Here is a 15,169-nt window from a genome sequence, read left to right on the forward strand (position 1 = left end):
AAGACACAGGTCTCATACTTCGACATGGCGGCGTAGCTTGACCCGTATCCGCCGCGGCCCCGTTCCGCGGGGTCCGGTACGAGTGAAGGGGATGCCGCCATGCCGAAGGAGACCGCCGTCTACACGCACGGCCACCACGAGTCCGTGCTGCGCTCGCACACCTGGCGCACGGCCGCCAACTCGGCGGCCTACCTCCTCGGTTCGCTCAAGCCCCACATGCGGATCCTGGACATCGGCTGCGGTCCCGGCACCATCACCGCCGACCTCGCCGCACTGGTCCCGGACGGCCGGGTGACCGGTGTCGACCACGCGCCCGGCATCCTGGACCAGGCGCGCGCCACGGCCGCCGAACGCGGCCTGCGGAACGTCGAGTTCGCCGTCGCGGACGTCCACGCGCTGGACCATCCCGACGACAGCTTCTGCGTCGTCCACGCCCACCAGGTCCTCCAGCACGTGGGCGACCCGGTACAGGCGCTGCGGGAGATGTACCGGGTGACGAAGCCCGGCGGCATCGTCGCCGTCCGGGACTCGGACTACGCGGCGATGACCTGGTACCCGCTCTCCCCCGGCATGGACGACTGGCTCGACCTGTACCGGCGGGTGGCCCGCGCCAACGGGGGCGAGCCGGACGCCGGACGGCGTCTGAAGTCCTGGGCGCTGGAGGCCGGGTTCGAGGACATCACGGCCTCGGCGGGGACCTGGTGCTACTCCACCGCCGAGGAGCGCGCCTGGTGGAGCGGCCTGTGGGCGGACCGTACGGTCGCCTCCGCTTACGCGCAGCGCGCGACGGAGGGCGGCCACGCGACCGCGGCGCAGCTCGACGCGGTCGCGGAGGCCTGGCGGGTGTGGGGACGGCAGGAGGACGCCTGGTTCTCCGTCCTGCACGGAGAGATCCTGTGCCGCAAGTAGTCCCGGCCGGGGTGTTCGTCCGCGGGCCGGCAGATCGGCCGCGCCGGTGACAGCGGCCGTGAACGTGGTCCCGGGATGCAGCGATGGTGCGGGGCCGGTCCTCCGGCTTGACTTCGAGCGCGCTCCAGCTCCTAGCGTCGGAGGCGTTCGTCAGCCCTCGACGTAGCGCCCGGTCCGCCGGGCAGGAGGAGTATCCGCGCATGATCACCCGAACCACGCTCGGCTCGCCCGGTCTCACCGTCAGCGCGATGGGTCTGGGGTGCATGGGGATGAGCGAGAGCTACGGCGCCGCCGACTGGGACGGCGGCCTGGCCACCATCGACCGGGCCCTGGAGCTGGGCATCACGTTCCTGGACACCGCCGACGCCTACGGCACCGGGCACAACGAGGTGCTGGTGGGCCGGGCCGTCCACGGCCGCCGGGACCAGGTGCAGCTGGCCACCAAGTTCGGTATCGACCGCAGCGCCGGCGACCGGTCACGCCGCATCCGCGGTGCCCGGGACTACGTGCTGCGCGCCTGCGACGCCTCGCTGCTGCGGCTGGGCGTCGAGGTGATCGACCTGTACTACGCCCACCGCCCGCCCCAGGACGTGGAGATCGAGGAGACCGTCGGGGCGATGGCCGAGCTGGTCGAGGCGGGCAAGGTCCGCCGCCTGGGCCTGTCCGAGGTCGACGGCGAGTTGCTGCGCCGGGCGCACGCGGTGCACCCGATCACCGCGGTGCAGAGCGAGTACTCGCTGTGGACCCGCGACGTCGAGGCGGTCACCCCGGTGATGGCCGAGCTGGAGGTCGGGCTGGTGCCGTACGCGCCGCTGGGGCGGGGGTTCCTGACCGGCGGCCTGGACCGCTCCACACTGGGCGAGAAGGACTTCCGGCGCACCAACCCCCGCTTCGCAGGCGAAGCGGGCGAGGCCAACGAGAAGATCGCGCGGACCGTGCGCGAGGTGGCCGACCGACTGGACGCCACCCCGGCCCAGGTGGCGCTGGCCTGGGTGTACGCCCAGACCGAGCGGCTCGGGGTGGCGGTGGCGGCCATTCCGGGCACCCGCAGCCCGGCCCGGCTGGAGCAGAACGCGGCCGCGCTGGAGCTCACCCTGGACGCCGAGGCACTGGCCGCGCTGGACCCGCTGAGCGACCTGGTGACGGGCGAGCGCTACACCCCCGCGCACACCGCTGAGGTCGCTCGGGGTTAGCCGGAGCAGTTCCCCGTCCTCCTGGGCCTGCCCGGCCTCACCCAGCTCACCGGGGCAGCAGCGGGCCCAGTGGCCCCAGGTCCAGGTTCAGGTCCTCCGGCCGCAACCCGTAGCGGTCCCGCAGCTCGGCCATCCGGTCGTCCAGGAGCATCAGCGTGAGGCCGATCCGCTCCTCCTGATCCTCTGTCAGATCCCCGGTGTCGAACCGGCGCACGGCCTGCCGCTCCATCAACTGCCGTAGCAGTTCCACCACGGTCAGCACGAGCTTCACCAAGTCCCGCTCGACGGTGTCCGGTTCGAGGTCGAGACGGCCGCGCCCGGACGGCCCGCCGACCCCGTCCCCGCCGATCCCGTCCCCGCTCACCGCGGGTCTCCCCAGGGTGCCGGAACCCGCTCGTTCACCGAGCTGATGAGGGCGTTCAGATCGATGCGTACGAGATCGACGTCCGCGATCCGCAGGGTGAGGTCACCGGTGATGACGACCCCGCCCGCGAGCAGCCGGTCGAGCAGGTCGACCAGAGCCACCTCCCGGTGCTCCACGACCGTCATGTGTCCTCCCCGCTGAACGAGTAGGCCGCCCAGGGGCCGGTCAGCTCGACCCGCAGCCCACTGGCGTCGCCCTTCGTACGGTCCACCCGTTCCACGAACGCCTCGGACTCCGCACGCGGCACCAGATAGGCGGCGTTCAGGATGTTCCGGCCGGGCTCGTGGGAGAGCGCCGCGTTCTGCGGCGCGTGGATCCGGGTGTCCTCCGCGTATCCGGAAAGGGACTCGTGGAGCCGGCGCGCGAACCGCTCGGCCCGCTCCCACTTCTCCTCGTGCTCCTGACGCCGATCACGCCGCTGCCGCAGGTAGTCGCGCCCAGGTCGGCTCCTCCCGGGAGAGGAAGCCGGAGCCGAGACCGGACCCGTACCCGCGTCCCCGGAGGCGTCCGCGGGGTCCGAGTACACCTTCACCCCCCATTCGACCCGGCCGTCGAGCCGGTCGAGGGTGCGCAGGAAGGCCCTCTCCCGCTGCTCCAGCATCGCCCGGACGCCGCTGTCGTCGCGGAACACGGTGGCCAGCCGGAGCGGCAGCGGCGAGGTGACGACGGTGAGCGCGTCGATCACGTTCTGGTGGGCCCGCGCGGTCGCGCCGAGCCAGTCCAGGTCCTCCAGATGGGCGCGCAGCGCCTCCTCGGCGAAGTCCCCCTCCGACACGTGGCCGACGACGGCGGCCAGGTCATGGTGGACCAGTTGCTTGGGCGGCACCCCTGCCACCCCCGTCAGCTGGGCCGGCAGGGGCGTGCCGAACGGGCGGCAGACGGCGTAGACGTAGCGCAGACCGCTGGTCATCCTCAGGCTTCCTCCTTCGAGGGATCACGCTCACGCGCGGGCACTTCGACACGCGCGCCTTCCAGTTCCGCGAGATGGGCGCGCAACTCGGCGTTCTCACGGACGAGTTCCTCGCGGCCGGCACGGGAGGACAGTTGCGGGTCCGTCTCCCACCAGTCGATCCCCATCTCCTTCGCCTTGTCGACGGAGGCGACGACGAGCCGCAGTTTGATGGTGAGCAGCTCGATGTCGAGGAGATTGATGCGGATGTCGCCCGCGATCACGATGCCCTTGTCCAGCACCCGTTCGAGGATGTCCGCGAGGTTGGCGCCTCCGTCGTGCCCGTAGGGATCGGGAAAGCGCTGAGCCGTGGTCATCGACGGCCCCGGGCTCCGGCGGGCTCACGTCCGCGTTCGTCCGCGTCCTCCTCTGCCGCCTCCGCTTCCGCCGGCTCGTCCTCCTCCTCGGCGTACACACCGTGCTCGTCGTCGTCCTCGTACTCCTCCTCGTACCCCTCCTCGTCCTGGTACTCGGCGTCCTCGTCCTCGGGTGCCTCTTCGTACTCGTCAGACTGCTCGTTCCCCGCGGCCTCCGCATCTTCAGAGGTCCGCCCGGACTCCTCCTGCTCGTTCTGCTCCTCCTGCTCGTTCTGCTCCTCGGTGATCGCGTCCTCGTGGCTCCGGACCACCTCGCCGTCGCGGATCTCGCCGCGCCAGCCGTCCTCGGCCTCGCCCTTGAGCGTGATGAACCGGGAGAAGTTCTTGAGGTCCAGGCGTGCCCTGCGGCCCTGGGCCCGCCAGATGTTGCCGGTCTTCTCGAACAGACCCTTGGGGTAGTACTCGATGACCAGCAGGACGCGGGTGAGGTTCTCGGCGAGCGAGTGGAAGGAGACGACACCCTTCGTCGTGCCCTTGGCGCCCTCGGACGTCCAGCCGACCCGGTCGTCCGCCACCTGTTCGGTGGTGTGGGCCTTCCAGCTGCGGTTGGACCAGAAGACCTTGAGCTGCCAGTCGGACGTCGTGTCGTCGGCGCGGTTCGCACTCTTGACGCCCTTGGCGAAGCTGCTGAAGTCCTGGTACTGGGTCCACTGGTCGTACGCCGTGCGCAGCGGCACACCGACGTCGACGAACTCCATGATGACGGTCGGTTTCTTGCCCGCGCCGCCCTTGCGCCTGCCCTTGCCACCGGTCAGGTTCTTGAAGGCGCCGACCACGCTGTCCTTGGCCCGGCCCGCGCCGAGCTCCAGCGCGGACCTCAGCGGCCCCTTGCCCTCGGCCAGCTTGCGTCCGCCGTCGAGAGCGAGCTTGGCGAGGCCGGGGCTGCTGCCCGAGGCGATGTCGTTGAGCCTGCCCGTCGTGTCGCCGAGTTTGTGTCCGACTCCGACCAGCAGCCGCTGGGCCTGGGCGGCCAGGTAGTCCTGGACCTCCGCCTTGAGCCGGTCGGCCGCGGCGCTCCGGGCGACGGAGGTCAACGGGTTGGCCTTGACCTGCTCGGTCGCGGATCCGAGGGTGTCAGTCATCGTCGCCGCCTCCCCTCGCCGTGCGGGCCCGAGGGACGCGGCGCGTGGCCGTCTTCGCCGCGGCCGTCTTCTTCACGGGAGCCCTCTTCGCGGCACTCGTCGCCGTCTTCCTCGCCGGGGCGTCGCTGTCGGGGCTCCGCCGCACGGCGCCCTTCTTCGCGGGTGCCTTCTTCGCCGTCCTCTTCGCGGGGGCGCGCCTGCGCGGGCTCTCCTCGCCCTCACCCTCGTCGTTCTCGTTCTCGTTCTCGTTCTCGTCGTACTCCTCGTACGCGCCGTGCTCCTCGGCCGGTTCCTCGTCACGGTCGCGGCGCTTCCCTCCACCGGCGCCCGGTACGTCCGGCACGGCGTCCGGCACCACGCCCGCGAGCTGGTCCTTCACCTGGCTGGTGCGTCCGTGCAGCCGGTCGGCGAGGCCCTCGATCTGCCGCTCGACGAGCGCTCCGGAGGCGGCTTTGCCCACCCCGCGCAGGTCCTGGCGCAGCTGATCCCCGATCTCCTTGAACTGCGGGTTGTTCTGGAGCTGCTGGGTGAGCAGTTCCCCGAGCATCCGCGGGCTGAGGTGCATCCGCTTACCGGCCACCATGGTGCCGATGGCGAACGCGAGCTTCATCTTCTTCGTACGTCCGAGGACGTATCCGGCCCCTACGGCGAGGCCGAGCCCAAGTCGTTTCATGATGTCGTCCCGTTGTCTCCTGTCGCGGTACCCCTGGCCATGGCTGTCTCCAGCCTGTCCAGGAGCTCGTCCTCCATACGGTCGAACTCCGTCTCGTCGATCTCGCCGGCCTCCAGTCGCTCCTCCAGGACACCGAGTTCGGCACGGACCACCGTCGGGTCGTAGTACTGGCGCTCCGCCTCGTTCACCACCTGCCTCATCGCCCAGAGGCTGCCGCGCACGGGTGCGAACGGCAGCATCAGAACCTCTCCGATCAGTCCCATGTCAGTCCTGTCAGTCCTGTCAGTGGCGTCAGTGCTGTCAGCTGCCGGCCTCGGCGGGCGCGGCGGGGCCCGGCTCGACGAAGCTGTAGGGCGGCAGCGGGCCATGGACACGCAGTTCGAGATGCGGCTGCTCCTCGCGGACCTCGTCGACTGCGGCGACGAACGCCTCGGCCGACCCGCGGTCCACCAGGAACGACAGGTTGGCCAGCCACCCGGTGGACTCGGGGCCCACACTCACGGCGGCGGCGACCCGCTCCAGGGCGTGCTGGATCTCGGCGGCGTCCGCCGACTCACGGTTCTTCACCGCGGCGACCACCATCTCGCCGAGCCGCAGCCTGTCCTCGTAACTGCCGCCTCCCGCAGTGCGGTTGGCCTCGGTCATGGCCCGGACGTCCGGGTTCTCGGACATCACCCGGTGCAGTACGGCCTCTTCGTCGTGCATGGCCTTGACGTTGTACTCGACCTTGCCCGCCAACGCTTCGAGGCGTTCCTCGAAGTGGACGGTGCGGTCGGCCAGCACCCGGGCCACGGCCGCGTCGTCCGGCGAGACACTGCCGAACCGCATGGGCAGCACCGGGCCCGCCGCGCCGGTCTCGGCGAGTACGTTCTGGTGGGCTAGCAGGTCCCTGCGTTTGGGGCGCAGCCCTTCGGGCGCGTCGCTGACGACCGCCGCGAGGTCGCCCTCCCTGATGACGCGCACCTCCCGTGCCGGATCGCCCACGCCTCCCATGCCCTTGGGCAGCGCGGGGTGCGAGCCGGCCGTGATGCCGTAGACGTACGTGCTCACTCCTGCTCCTCCTTCCGGCGAGCGGCGGCGGTGGACTTGCGGGCGCGCGGCCTCGGGTCGGGCTCGGACCGGGACTCCTCGCGGGACTGCTTGAAGGCGTCCGAGATGGTCTCGGCGGCGCCGGACAACGCTCCCTTGGACTTGCCGCGCGCGCCGGACTCGGTGATCTCACCGACCAGGTCGGGCAGTCCGGGGCTGCGCTTCGGCCCGGATTCCAGGTCGAGCCGGTTGCACGCCTCGGCGAAGCGCAGATAGGTGTCGACGCTGGCGACGACGACACGGACGTCGATCTTGAGGATCTCGATGCCGACGAGGGAGACCCGGATGAAGGCGTCGATGACGAGCCCCCGGTCGAGTACGAGCTCCAGGACGTCGTAGAGGCCGCTCGAGCCACCTCCGCCGGCGGATTGCTGTGCCGGGACAACGGTCATACCGACCGTCCCTCCTTGTCTGTTGTCTTGTCTGTTGGCTTGTCTGTTGCCTTGTCTGTTGGCTTGTCTGTTGCCTTGTCTGTTGGCTTATGTGCGGGCGCGGGCATGCCGTGGCCCGGTCCGGAACGCCCTAGCGTCCGCCGGGCTTCCGGGGGTCGGCCCTGCCGCGTTCGTAACGGCGGACGCGCCGGTATCCGGTGAGCTCACCGCGCGGATCGAGGGTCACCTCGTAGCTCGCGAGCAGGCTCATCGTGTCGGGGACCCGGAGGAGTTCCAGTACCTCGACCTCCAGCGTCCAGCCGTCCTCGGTGCGTTCGAACGACGACACCGACTCGGCTGTCATGCCGGTGAGTTCCGCGAGCTGGGCGCGCGCCTGGCGCAGTACCTCCATGGGGCCCGGCTCGCCGTCGGCCGCCGCTTCGCGCCGCTTGCCCTTGCCCGGGTTCGACGAACCCTGTGTGCCGGTCCGTGCATCTGGTGTGTCGGATGTATCTGGCGTGTTGGATGTGTTGGCCATGAGCACCTCCAACTCCGGGTCGCCCACAGCCTGTTGGCCAAACCTGAGGGGGTAGGCATTCGGCCACGCAGAGTGATCGACTCAGGCGGCCGACCACCCACCCGGCGCCGGACCGGCCGGCCGCGCCGCTGTCCCTGCTCAGCCGCGCAGGGCGTCCAGCCGGCGTCTGGCGGGCCCGAGCGCGCGCCCGTTGCGCAGCAGCCCCGCCCAGGGATCGGTGCGGGCCTGGCCGGCCGCGTCGGCGATCGTCCAGCGGCGTGGGCCCAGCTCCGGTTCCTCCAGCTGGTCCCAGGTGACGGGCACAGCGACCGGGGCGCCCGGTCTGGCCCGGACGGTGTAGGGGGCGACCGTGGTCTGCGCGTAGGCGTTGCGCTGGATGTCCAGATAGAGCCGGTCGCCGCGGTCCTTCTTGCGGGCCCGGGTGGTGAGCCGGTCGGGGTGTGCCTCGGCGAGCGCGTCGGCGACGTCCTGGGCGAAGGTGTGCACCTCGTCGACGTCATGACGCCCGTTGAGCGGTACGACGACATGCAGTCCGCGCGAGCCGGTGGTCATCAGGGCGGACGGCAGGCGGAGCGCGTCGAGGAGTTCGCCGAGGAGCCGGGCGGTGTCGCGTACCGGCTCGAAGTCGTCGGTGGCCGGGTCGAGGTCGAAGACCATCCGGTCGGGACGGCCGACCGCACCGCCGGACGCACCGCCGGACGCACCGCCCGACGCGGCACCGGACGGGACCCGGGCCAGCCAGCGGTGCAGGGTCAGACAGGCCTGGTCGGCGAGGTAGACGAGGGTCGCGGTGTCCTCGCACACGGGGTGCAGGACCGTGCCGCCCTCCTTGGGCACCTCGACCCGTCCGATCCAGTCCGGGTAGTGGTCCGGCACGTTCTTCTGCATGAACCGGGACCCGTCGAGCCCGTCCGGGTACCGCTCCAGCATCAGGGGCCGCCCCCGCAGGTGCGGCAGCATGAACGGGGCGATCTCCCGGTAGTACGCGACGAGGTCGGCCTTCGTGTACTCCTTCGCCCCTCCCCCGCCGGGGAACAGCACCTTGTCCGGCCGGTGCACCTCCACGGTGCGCCGGCCCGCGCGTACGGTCCGCATGGTCACTTCCTCCCTGCCCCGCGTACGGTCCGCCTGCTCACTTCTTCCGTACGCCGTCGGCGGTCATCGCACAACCGCGTTCTCCACGAGCAGTTTCACCGAGGCCGCGATCGACTCGGCGTCGATGCCGGCGGCGTGCAACTGCTCGGCGGGAGTGGCCGAACCGGGCATGGAGCGCACGGCGAGGCGCACCAGGCGCGGTACGGGCCGGCCGTCGAGGAAAGCGTCGAGGACGGCGTCCCCGATACCACCCTCCGCGTGGTGGTCCTCGACGGTGAGCAGGCAGCCGGTCCGCTCGGCGGCCTCGCGCAGGGTCTGCCGGTCGACGGGCTTGACGGAGTACAGGTCGACGACCCGCACGGGGATGCCGTCGGCGGCGAGCGCGTCCGCGGCCTTGAGCGCCTCGTGCACGGTCACTCCGGCGGCGACGACGGTCAGCCGGTCCTCGGGGGAGCTCCGCAGGACCTTGCTGCCGCCGACGGGGAACTCCTCGTCGGGCCCGTACACGACGGGCGTGTCACCGCGCGAGGTCCGCAGATAGCGGATGCCTTCGAGGTCCGCCATCGCGGCGACGAGCCGCGCGGTCTGGTTGGCGTCGCAGGGGTAGAGCACGGTCGAGCCGAACACGGCCCGGAACATGGCCAGGTCCTCGACGCCCATCTGGGAGGGCCCGTCCTCGCCGATGGCGACGCCCGCGTGCGAGCCGACGAGGTTGACGCCCGCGCCGCTGACCGCCGCCATCCGGACGAAATCGTGGGCGCGGGTGAGGAACGCGGCGAAGGTCGACACGTACGGCACCCACCCGCGGGTGGCGAGTCCCACGGCGGCCGCGACGAGCTGCTGCTCGGCGATGTAGCACTCGAAGAACCGGTCGGGGTGTTCCTTGGCGAACAACTCGGCGCGGGTCGAGTCACCGACCTCGCCGTCCAGGGCGACGACGTCGGGGCGGGCGGTGCCGAGCGCGGCGAGCGCCGTGCCGAACGCGTCACGGGTGGCGACCTCCTCGCCGGTCTCCCAGCGCGGCAGCTCCAGGTGTCCGGCGCTCACGTCGTGCGGCGGGCGGGCGGCGGGCGGCCGCTGGACCTCGACGCGCAGGTCACGCACCCCGCCCAGTTCCTGGACGGCCGCGTCGGCGTCGGGCAGTGGTTTGCCGTGCAGGCCCTCGCGGTCCTCCACGGCCGCGACGCCCTTGCCCTTGAGGGTGCGGGCCAGGATCGCGGTCGGCTGTCCGGCCGTGGACACGGCCTCGCCGTACGCCCGCTCGACGGCTGCGGTGTCATGGCCGTCGACCTCGACGGTGTGCCAGCCGAAGGCCTGGAAGCGGCGGGCGTAGGCGTCGAGGTCGTGGCCGTGCCGGGTCGGGCCGCGCTGGCCGAGCCGGTTGACGTCCACGATCACGGTGAGGTTGTCGAGCTGCTCGTACCCGGCGTGCTCGGCGGCCTCCCAGACGCTGCCCTCGGCCAGCTCGCTGTCGCCGCACAGCACCCATACGCGGTAGCCGGTCCGCTCCAGCCGCCGGCCCGACAGGGCGATGCCCACGCCGACGGGCAGGCCCTGGCCCAGCGAACCGGTGGCGGTCTCCACCCACGGCAGGCGGCGCGGCGTCGGGTGCCCTTCGAGCCGGCTGCCCAGGGTGCGGAAGGTCAGCAGTTCGCTGTCGTCGATGGCTCCGGCGGCCTTGTACGCGGCGTACAGCAGCGGCGAGGCGTGCCCCTTGGAGAGGACGAGGCGGTCGTTGCCCGGGTGGGCGGGCCGCTCGAAGTCGTAGCGGAGCTGCCGGGCGAGCAGGACCGCGAAGAGGTCGGCGGCGGACATCGAGGAGGTGGGGTGTCCTGAGCCCGCCGCGTCGGCCGCGCGCACGCTGTCGACACGCAGCTGCTGCCCCAGTTCGTCGAGATCGGGGGTGCTCATGGTGTTCCTTCCACGGACGCTGCCACGGATGTACGGGTACGGATCGCACAGGTACGGATGCACGAGTCGGGGATCGGGGCTTCCCACGTCCCCCTGTCCGGAGCGCCCAAACGTCGGGGCCCCCGGACGGCCTACGCGGCCTGGCGCGGACGCGCCTCGGCGTCCCCGGCGGCGGACCCGGCCGGCAAAGGATCCGTGCGAAACGATCTCCTTCCCGGCCGGCCGCAACTAGGCTCGTCCGTATGGACATTCTGGGAGCCACGCTGCGCATCTGCGTCGACGACCTGGAGACTGCGGTCCCCTTCTACGAGAGACTGGCGGGCGGACCGGCGCTCCGCTTCGAGCGCGGCGGGGTCTCCGTCGCCGCCGTCGGCTGCTTCCTGTTGATGAGCGGCCCGGAGTCGGAACTGGAAGTGCTCCGCAAGGTCTCCGCGACCATCGCCGTGCAGGACGTCGAGGAGGCCAACCGGGTGCTCACCGACTCGGGCGCCCACGTCCTGGCGGGCCCGCTGGCGACTCCCGCCGGCCGCAACCTGATCGCGATGCACCCGGACGGCTACGTGTACGAGTACGTGGACCGGCACGTGTCCCAGTAGCCGGTACGGAGCCGGCGGGGCGGGTGGGACGGGCGGCGCGGGCGCGGGCCGGGGTCAGGCGGCGCCCTCGGCGCCGGGCGGCCGCATCCGGAAGTCGTAGCGCGCGGGCAGGGGTTCGTCACTGATCCGGGACCACAGCGTCCCGATCACCTCGGCTCCCTCGCGCAGGTCGGCCACCTCGAAGCCGGCGTCGAAGACGGCCCGTGCCGCGTCCTTGTCACCCTCGGCGAGCAGCAGCCCCGCCTCGATCAGCCGGAACCTGCCGCGTGCCCGGGTGGCCGGGTGCAGCCGCTCCCACACGGACCGCGCGTCCGCGGCGCGCCCGGCCGTGAGCAGCGCGCCGATCGCCTCGCGGCCCAGTGCGGCGGTGGCCGCCGTCCAGGTCTCGCCGTCGTCGCGCCGCTCCTGGCACAGGTCGTCGAAGGCGTCCGCGTACCGGTCGGCGGCCCGCTCCCGGTTGCCCGCCTCCCGATCGGCGACGGCCAGGCAGCGCAGCAACGGCCAGCGCGACGGGGCGAGTTCGAGGCCCCGCTCCCAGCTGCGCACCGCCTGGGCGCGGTCGTCCGCGTGCCACTGGGCGACCCCGAGGTGGTACTCGGTGAGCGGCTGGGCGGGTGCCGTCTCCAGCATGTCCCGCCAGTGCCGGGCGACGAGTGTCTCGCCGGGCGGCCCGACCCGGCGCGGCTCGGGGAAGCGGCCGGACCTGAGCAGCTCCGCCCAGGGCCGCTGGGCGTCCGTGAGGGTGCTCTCGTCGAAGGGCGTGCCGGGCAACTTGTGGTCGGCCCGCAGCACTTCGAGCGCTCCCCAGCCCGAGCCGACCGCGAGCACCTCGCCGGGTCCGGTGTCGGCGGCCGTCAGCCACTGCTCGTACGCCGTCTCGAACTCCGCCCGCGGCAGGGCCCGTTCGAGTCGGTCCTCGACCTCCGAGCGGGCTCCGGCCCAGTCGTCGCCGTGGACGCGTCCGGCGTCGGCGTCCAGCGGCCCGTACGCCTCCAGCCAGGTCACCTCGCTCTCCGCGTCGAGGCGCAGATGCTCCAGCTGGGTGCGGGCGAGGCCCGCCTGGATCTCGCAGTAGCCGTCGGTGCCGGGCTCGGTGAGCCACTCCTGCCAGCGGCGTCCGCCGGTGCCGGAACCCCACAGGAAGAGCTTGCGCCCGCGCAGCGTGTCGGTGGACGTCTGGACCAAGCCCTGCCCGGCGTCGTCCAGCGCGGCGATCCAGCGCCGCTGTCCGTCGGGGACCTCGTAGAAGTAGTCGGCCGGGTACGCGCCGCGCGGCGGATACGTGGCGTCGACGCCCTCGTGCACCGGGACGGGCACCCGGCGCAGCCTGCGCTCGTACCCGAAGTGCCAGGCCTCCTCGGCGGGTGCGAGCACCCTGCGGTCCTCGGGCACCGCGGTGTTGGACCACCAGTACAGCGGCGCGGCCCTGTCGTGCGGATTGCGGACCCGGACGCCGACGTAGAGGAAGTCGGAGCCCTCCGGCAGCCACAGGTCGACCTGGAAGGGCAGGTCGCGCAGCCGTTCCCACTCCCACAGGCGCAGCAGCCGCGTGCCGTCGGGGGCGGTGACGCGGGCGGCGTGCAGGGGCGCGCAGGCGAGCGCCGAGTGTCCGGTGGCGCCGATGTTCCACTCGATGCCGCCGGCGAACCAGGCGCCGTTGAGCGCGAAGTCGGCGGGCTGCAACACCGGGTTGCGGTAGAGGAGTTCGCGGTCGGACGGCTTGTGGAAGAGGGAGACGACCCGGCCGCCGAAGCCGGGCAGCACGGTCGCGCGCAGCCGGTCGTTCTCCAGGACGATCGTGTCGATCTCGCGGGGTGCGCGCAGTCTTCCGTACCCGTCCCGGACGCGCTCGGGCAGGAGGCCGCGCAGCGGCTCGTACCCGATCTGGCGGGCCATGTCGCGGGGCAGGCCCTCGCGGTCCCGCTCGTCCACGTGGTGCGTCTCGTCGAGCGGACGCAGCGGGGGCAGCGGGTTGACGGGGCCCAGTTCCGCGACCGGAAGCGTCAGTACGTCACGTCGGATGGTCGTCACGTCGACCATGGAACAGGGCGGACGGCCGACCGGCCAGGGGCTCCGGTGGTCAGGATTGCGCAAAGCCGGCGGTCAGGACCCCGCGAAGGCCGCGACGACGACGTCGGCCAGCAGGGCGCCCGCGGTTCCCCCGGGGTCCAGGTCCGGGTCGTAGATGGTGACGTTGAAGCCGGCGCAGTGCGGCGAGCGCACCAACGGCCGCAGCAGCGCGACCAGTTCGTCGGGCAGCAGTCCGTCGGAGTCGGGGCTGTCGACGGCGGGCATCACGGACGGGTCGAGCACGTCGGCGTCGAGGTGCACCCAGAAGCCGTCCAGGTCCGGCACCTCGAAGGCCTGGGCGGTGGCCCGCGCGACGGCGTCGGCGCCCCGCTCCCGGAGGTCGCCGACGGTCACCGTGGGGATCTTCAGTGCGGCCAGCTCGGCCCGGTCGTCCTCGAACGCGTCCCGGATGCCGAAGAACCGTACGTCCTCGTCACGCAGATAGGGCTTGAGCCCCTCCAGGTCCGTCAGGTCGTCCTGGCCGCGCCCGGTGGCCAGGGCGACCTCCTCACCGCCGGCCGCGCCGATCCGGTCGGAGTTGCCCGGGTGGCGGAAGTCGTGCGAGGCGTCGACCGCCGCGAGGCCGTAGCGTCCGACGCGGCGCAGCGCGAGGGAGGCGCCGAGCTGGATGGAGCAGTCGCCGCCAAGGACGACGGGCAGGTCCCCGGCCCGTACATGGGTCTCGATGCGATCGGCGAGCGTGCGGGTGTACGCGGCGAGCGCGGCGGCGTTGAAGACGCCGTCGCCCTCCTGCCAGTCGCCCCGGTCGTAGCGCGGCGGCACGACGACGCCGCCCTCCAGGGCGTTCAGCCGCCGCACGAGGCGCTGCTCGCGCAGGGCGCCGGCCAGTTTGTAGCAGCCGGGCACCGTGCCGGGGGCGGGCGGCCGCAGGCCCAGGTTCGAGGGGGCGTCGAGGACGACGAGATTCCGCGGGGCCCGCGGGGCACTGGTGGTACTCATGTTCGAATCATATCGGCGGTGACGGCCCAGCGCTCATGGTCCCGCCAGGCCCCGTCGATGTGGAGGAAGTCCGGCGAGAAGCCCTCCAGGCGGAATCCGCAGCGGCGGGCGAGCGCGATCGAGGCGGTGTTGTCCGGCTGGACGTTAATCTCCAGCCGGTGCAGGCCGAGCGGGCCGAACGCGTACCGCACGACCAGGTCAAGACCCTCGCCCATCAGCCCGCGGCCGGCCGCGTGCGCGAAGGCCCCGTACCCGAGCGCGCCGCACAGGAAGCCGGCCTCGACGATGTTGTTGATGTTGATGAACCCGGCGATCGCGCCGCCGTCCTTCTCGCAGACGAGGAACCCGGCCTTCGTCGGATCCTCGATCAGCCGCCGCGCGTACGAGGAGTAGGCGGCGGCGGTGCCGGGCGGGAAGAGCCACGGCTGGTGCAGGGCCTTGCTCTCCCGGACCCGGGCGGTGAACTCGGCGCCGTCGTCGAGGGTGAAGTGGCGTACGCCCACGCGGGGGCCTTCGGCGAGGTATGCGGTGCTACCGGACATCCCGCCACGGTACGCCGACGCTCCGCTGGGGCGTACCGGGGCCCGGCCGGCGCTGGGACCGGTCGCTCCTGCGCGGCGAGGCCGCCGCACGACTCACCCTCGCCCCGCCGAGCACCGGCGTCCCGCCCGCGAGCGGAGCGGAGCCAGCCGCCGACGTGGGCTCGGCACACCACGGCGGAACCGCACCCGCCACGAACCCCCACCACGGCCCCGCCCAGGGCTGCCCGAACCCGGCCGGCCATGGACCCGTCACTCCCGCACAGCCAGGCCGCACGACTCGCCCTCGCCCCGCCCGGCACCGGCGTCCCGCCCGCGGACCGAAGCGGAACCAGCCGCCGACCGGGGCTCGGCGCGCCCCGGTGGAGCCGCGTATGGCAGCGGCCCGCGCCC

18 protein-coding genes are annotated in these 15,169 nt (G+C 72.4%); 3 read left to right on the forward strand and 15 right to left on the reverse strand.

The window, feature by feature from the left end; genetic code table 11:
- Positions 1-99 precede the first annotated feature (99 nt).
- The gene (locus ACLVWQ_RS21715) at positions 100-909 is read left to right on the forward strand and encodes a class I SAM-dependent methyltransferase (protein WP_414110746.1); all 810 of its coding nucleotides are present in this window, start codon (positions 100-102) and stop codon (positions 907-909) included.
- 200 nt (positions 910-1,109) lie between these two features.
- Entirely contained in the window at positions 1,110-2,102 is a 993-nt protein-coding gene (locus ACLVWQ_RS21720; protein ID WP_414110747.1) for an aldo/keto reductase, read from the forward strand.
- A 46-nt stretch (positions 2,103-2,148) separates the two neighbouring features.
- Here the strand turns inward: ACLVWQ_RS21720 and ACLVWQ_RS21725 are convergent, their stop codons facing one another.
- The 12 genes from ACLVWQ_RS21725 to ACLVWQ_RS21780 form a co-directional block, all read right to left on the reverse strand.
- Positions 2,149-2,466, reverse strand: a complete 318-nt coding sequence (locus ACLVWQ_RS21725; RefSeq protein WP_414110748.1) for a gas vesicle protein K — start codon at positions 2,464-2,466, stop codon at positions 2,149-2,151.
- Positions 2,463-2,651: a gas vesicle protein gene (locus ACLVWQ_RS21730; protein ID WP_414110749.1), complete on the reverse strand. Its 189-nt coding sequence runs from the start codon at positions 2,649-2,651 to the stop codon at positions 2,463-2,465. Before ACLVWQ_RS21730 ends, ACLVWQ_RS21725 begins: the two co-directional genes overlap by 4 nt.
- On the reverse strand, positions 2,648-3,436 hold the full coding sequence (locus tag ACLVWQ_RS21735; protein WP_414110750.1) for a GvpL/GvpF family gas vesicle protein: 789 nt from the start codon (positions 3,434-3,436) through the stop codon (positions 2,648-2,650). Before ACLVWQ_RS21735 ends, ACLVWQ_RS21730 begins: the two co-directional genes overlap by 4 nt.
- Before the next feature lie 2 nt (positions 3,437-3,438).
- Entirely contained in the window at positions 3,439-3,792 is a 354-nt protein-coding gene (locus tag ACLVWQ_RS21740) for a gas vesicle protein (RefSeq protein ID WP_414110751.1), read from the reverse strand.
- Positions 3,789-4,934 carry an SRPBCC family protein gene (locus ACLVWQ_RS21745; protein WP_414110752.1) on the reverse strand — a complete coding sequence of 382 codons (1,146 nt, stop codon included), beginning with the start codon at positions 4,932-4,934 and terminating at the stop codon, positions 3,789-3,791. The genes ACLVWQ_RS21740 and ACLVWQ_RS21745 overlap by 4 nt, the downstream gene beginning before the upstream one ends.
- The gene (locus tag ACLVWQ_RS21750) at positions 4,927-5,607 is read right to left on the reverse strand and encodes a DNA primase (protein WP_414110753.1); all 681 of its coding nucleotides are present in this window, start codon (positions 5,605-5,607) and stop codon (positions 4,927-4,929) included. The genes ACLVWQ_RS21745 and ACLVWQ_RS21750 overlap by 8 nt, the downstream gene beginning before the upstream one ends.
- Positions 5,604-5,870, reverse strand: a complete 267-nt coding sequence (locus ACLVWQ_RS21755) for a gas vesicle protein GvpG (protein ID WP_414110754.1) — start codon at positions 5,868-5,870, stop codon at positions 5,604-5,606. The genes ACLVWQ_RS21750 and ACLVWQ_RS21755 overlap by 4 nt, the downstream gene beginning before the upstream one ends.
- Before the next feature lie 37 nt (positions 5,871-5,907).
- A complete protein-coding gene (locus ACLVWQ_RS21760; protein WP_414110755.1) occupies positions 5,908-6,657 on the reverse strand; it encodes a GvpL/GvpF family gas vesicle protein in 750 nt (249 codons plus the stop codon).
- The gene (locus tag ACLVWQ_RS21765; RefSeq protein ID WP_414110756.1) at positions 6,654-7,088 is read right to left on the reverse strand and encodes a gas vesicle structural protein GvpA; all 435 of its coding nucleotides are present in this window, start codon (positions 7,086-7,088) and stop codon (positions 6,654-6,656) included. Before ACLVWQ_RS21765 ends, ACLVWQ_RS21760 begins: the two co-directional genes overlap by 4 nt.
- 130 nt (positions 7,089-7,218) lie before the next feature.
- The gene (locus tag ACLVWQ_RS21770) at positions 7,219-7,605 is read right to left on the reverse strand and encodes a gas vesicle protein (RefSeq protein ID WP_414110757.1); all 387 of its coding nucleotides are present in this window, start codon (positions 7,603-7,605) and stop codon (positions 7,219-7,221) included.
- A gap of 138 nt (positions 7,606-7,743) precedes the next feature.
- Complete coding sequence (ligD, locus tag ACLVWQ_RS21775; RefSeq protein WP_414110758.1) at positions 7,744-8,700, reverse strand: non-homologous end-joining DNA ligase; 957 nt, start codon at positions 8,698-8,700, stop codon at positions 7,744-7,746.
- A gap of 63 nt (positions 8,701-8,763) precedes the next feature.
- Positions 8,764-10,611: a transketolase gene (locus tag ACLVWQ_RS21780; RefSeq protein WP_414110759.1), complete on the reverse strand. Its 1,848-nt coding sequence runs from the start codon at positions 10,609-10,611 to the stop codon at positions 8,764-8,766.
- 242 nt (positions 10,612-10,853) lie between these two features.
- Here ACLVWQ_RS21780 and ACLVWQ_RS21785 point away from each other — a divergent pair, with 242 nt between their 5' ends.
- Positions 10,854-11,207: a VOC family protein gene (locus ACLVWQ_RS21785; protein WP_414110760.1), complete on the forward strand. Its 354-nt coding sequence runs from the start codon at positions 10,854-10,856 to the stop codon at positions 11,205-11,207.
- Positions 11,208-11,261: 54 nt separating this feature from the next.
- On the opposite strand, the gene ACLVWQ_RS21790 is transcribed toward ACLVWQ_RS21785, so the two are convergent.
- The 3 genes from ACLVWQ_RS21790 to ACLVWQ_RS21800 all read right to left on the reverse strand — a co-directional run bounded on the left by ACLVWQ_RS21790 (position 11,262) and on the right by ACLVWQ_RS21800 (position 14,779).
- Positions 11,262-13,247, reverse strand: a complete 1,986-nt coding sequence (locus tag ACLVWQ_RS21790; protein ID WP_414110762.1) for a DUF5107 domain-containing protein — start codon at positions 13,245-13,247, stop codon at positions 11,262-11,264.
- A 63-nt stretch (positions 13,248-13,310) separates the two neighbouring features.
- A complete protein-coding gene (locus tag ACLVWQ_RS21795; protein ID WP_414110763.1) occupies positions 13,311-14,237 on the reverse strand; it encodes an arginase family protein in 927 nt (308 codons plus the stop codon).
- Positions 14,234-14,779, reverse strand: a complete 546-nt coding sequence (locus ACLVWQ_RS21800) for a GNAT family N-acetyltransferase (RefSeq protein ID WP_414110765.1) — start codon at positions 14,777-14,779, stop codon at positions 14,234-14,236. Before ACLVWQ_RS21800 ends, ACLVWQ_RS21795 begins: the two co-directional genes overlap by 4 nt.
- Positions 14,780-15,169 lie beyond the last annotated feature (390 nt).

The sequence above is a fragment of the Streptomyces sp. CWNU-52B genome (assembly GCF_047444975.1).
GTDB lineage: Bacteria > Actinomycetota > Actinomycetes > Streptomycetales > Streptomycetaceae > Streptomyces.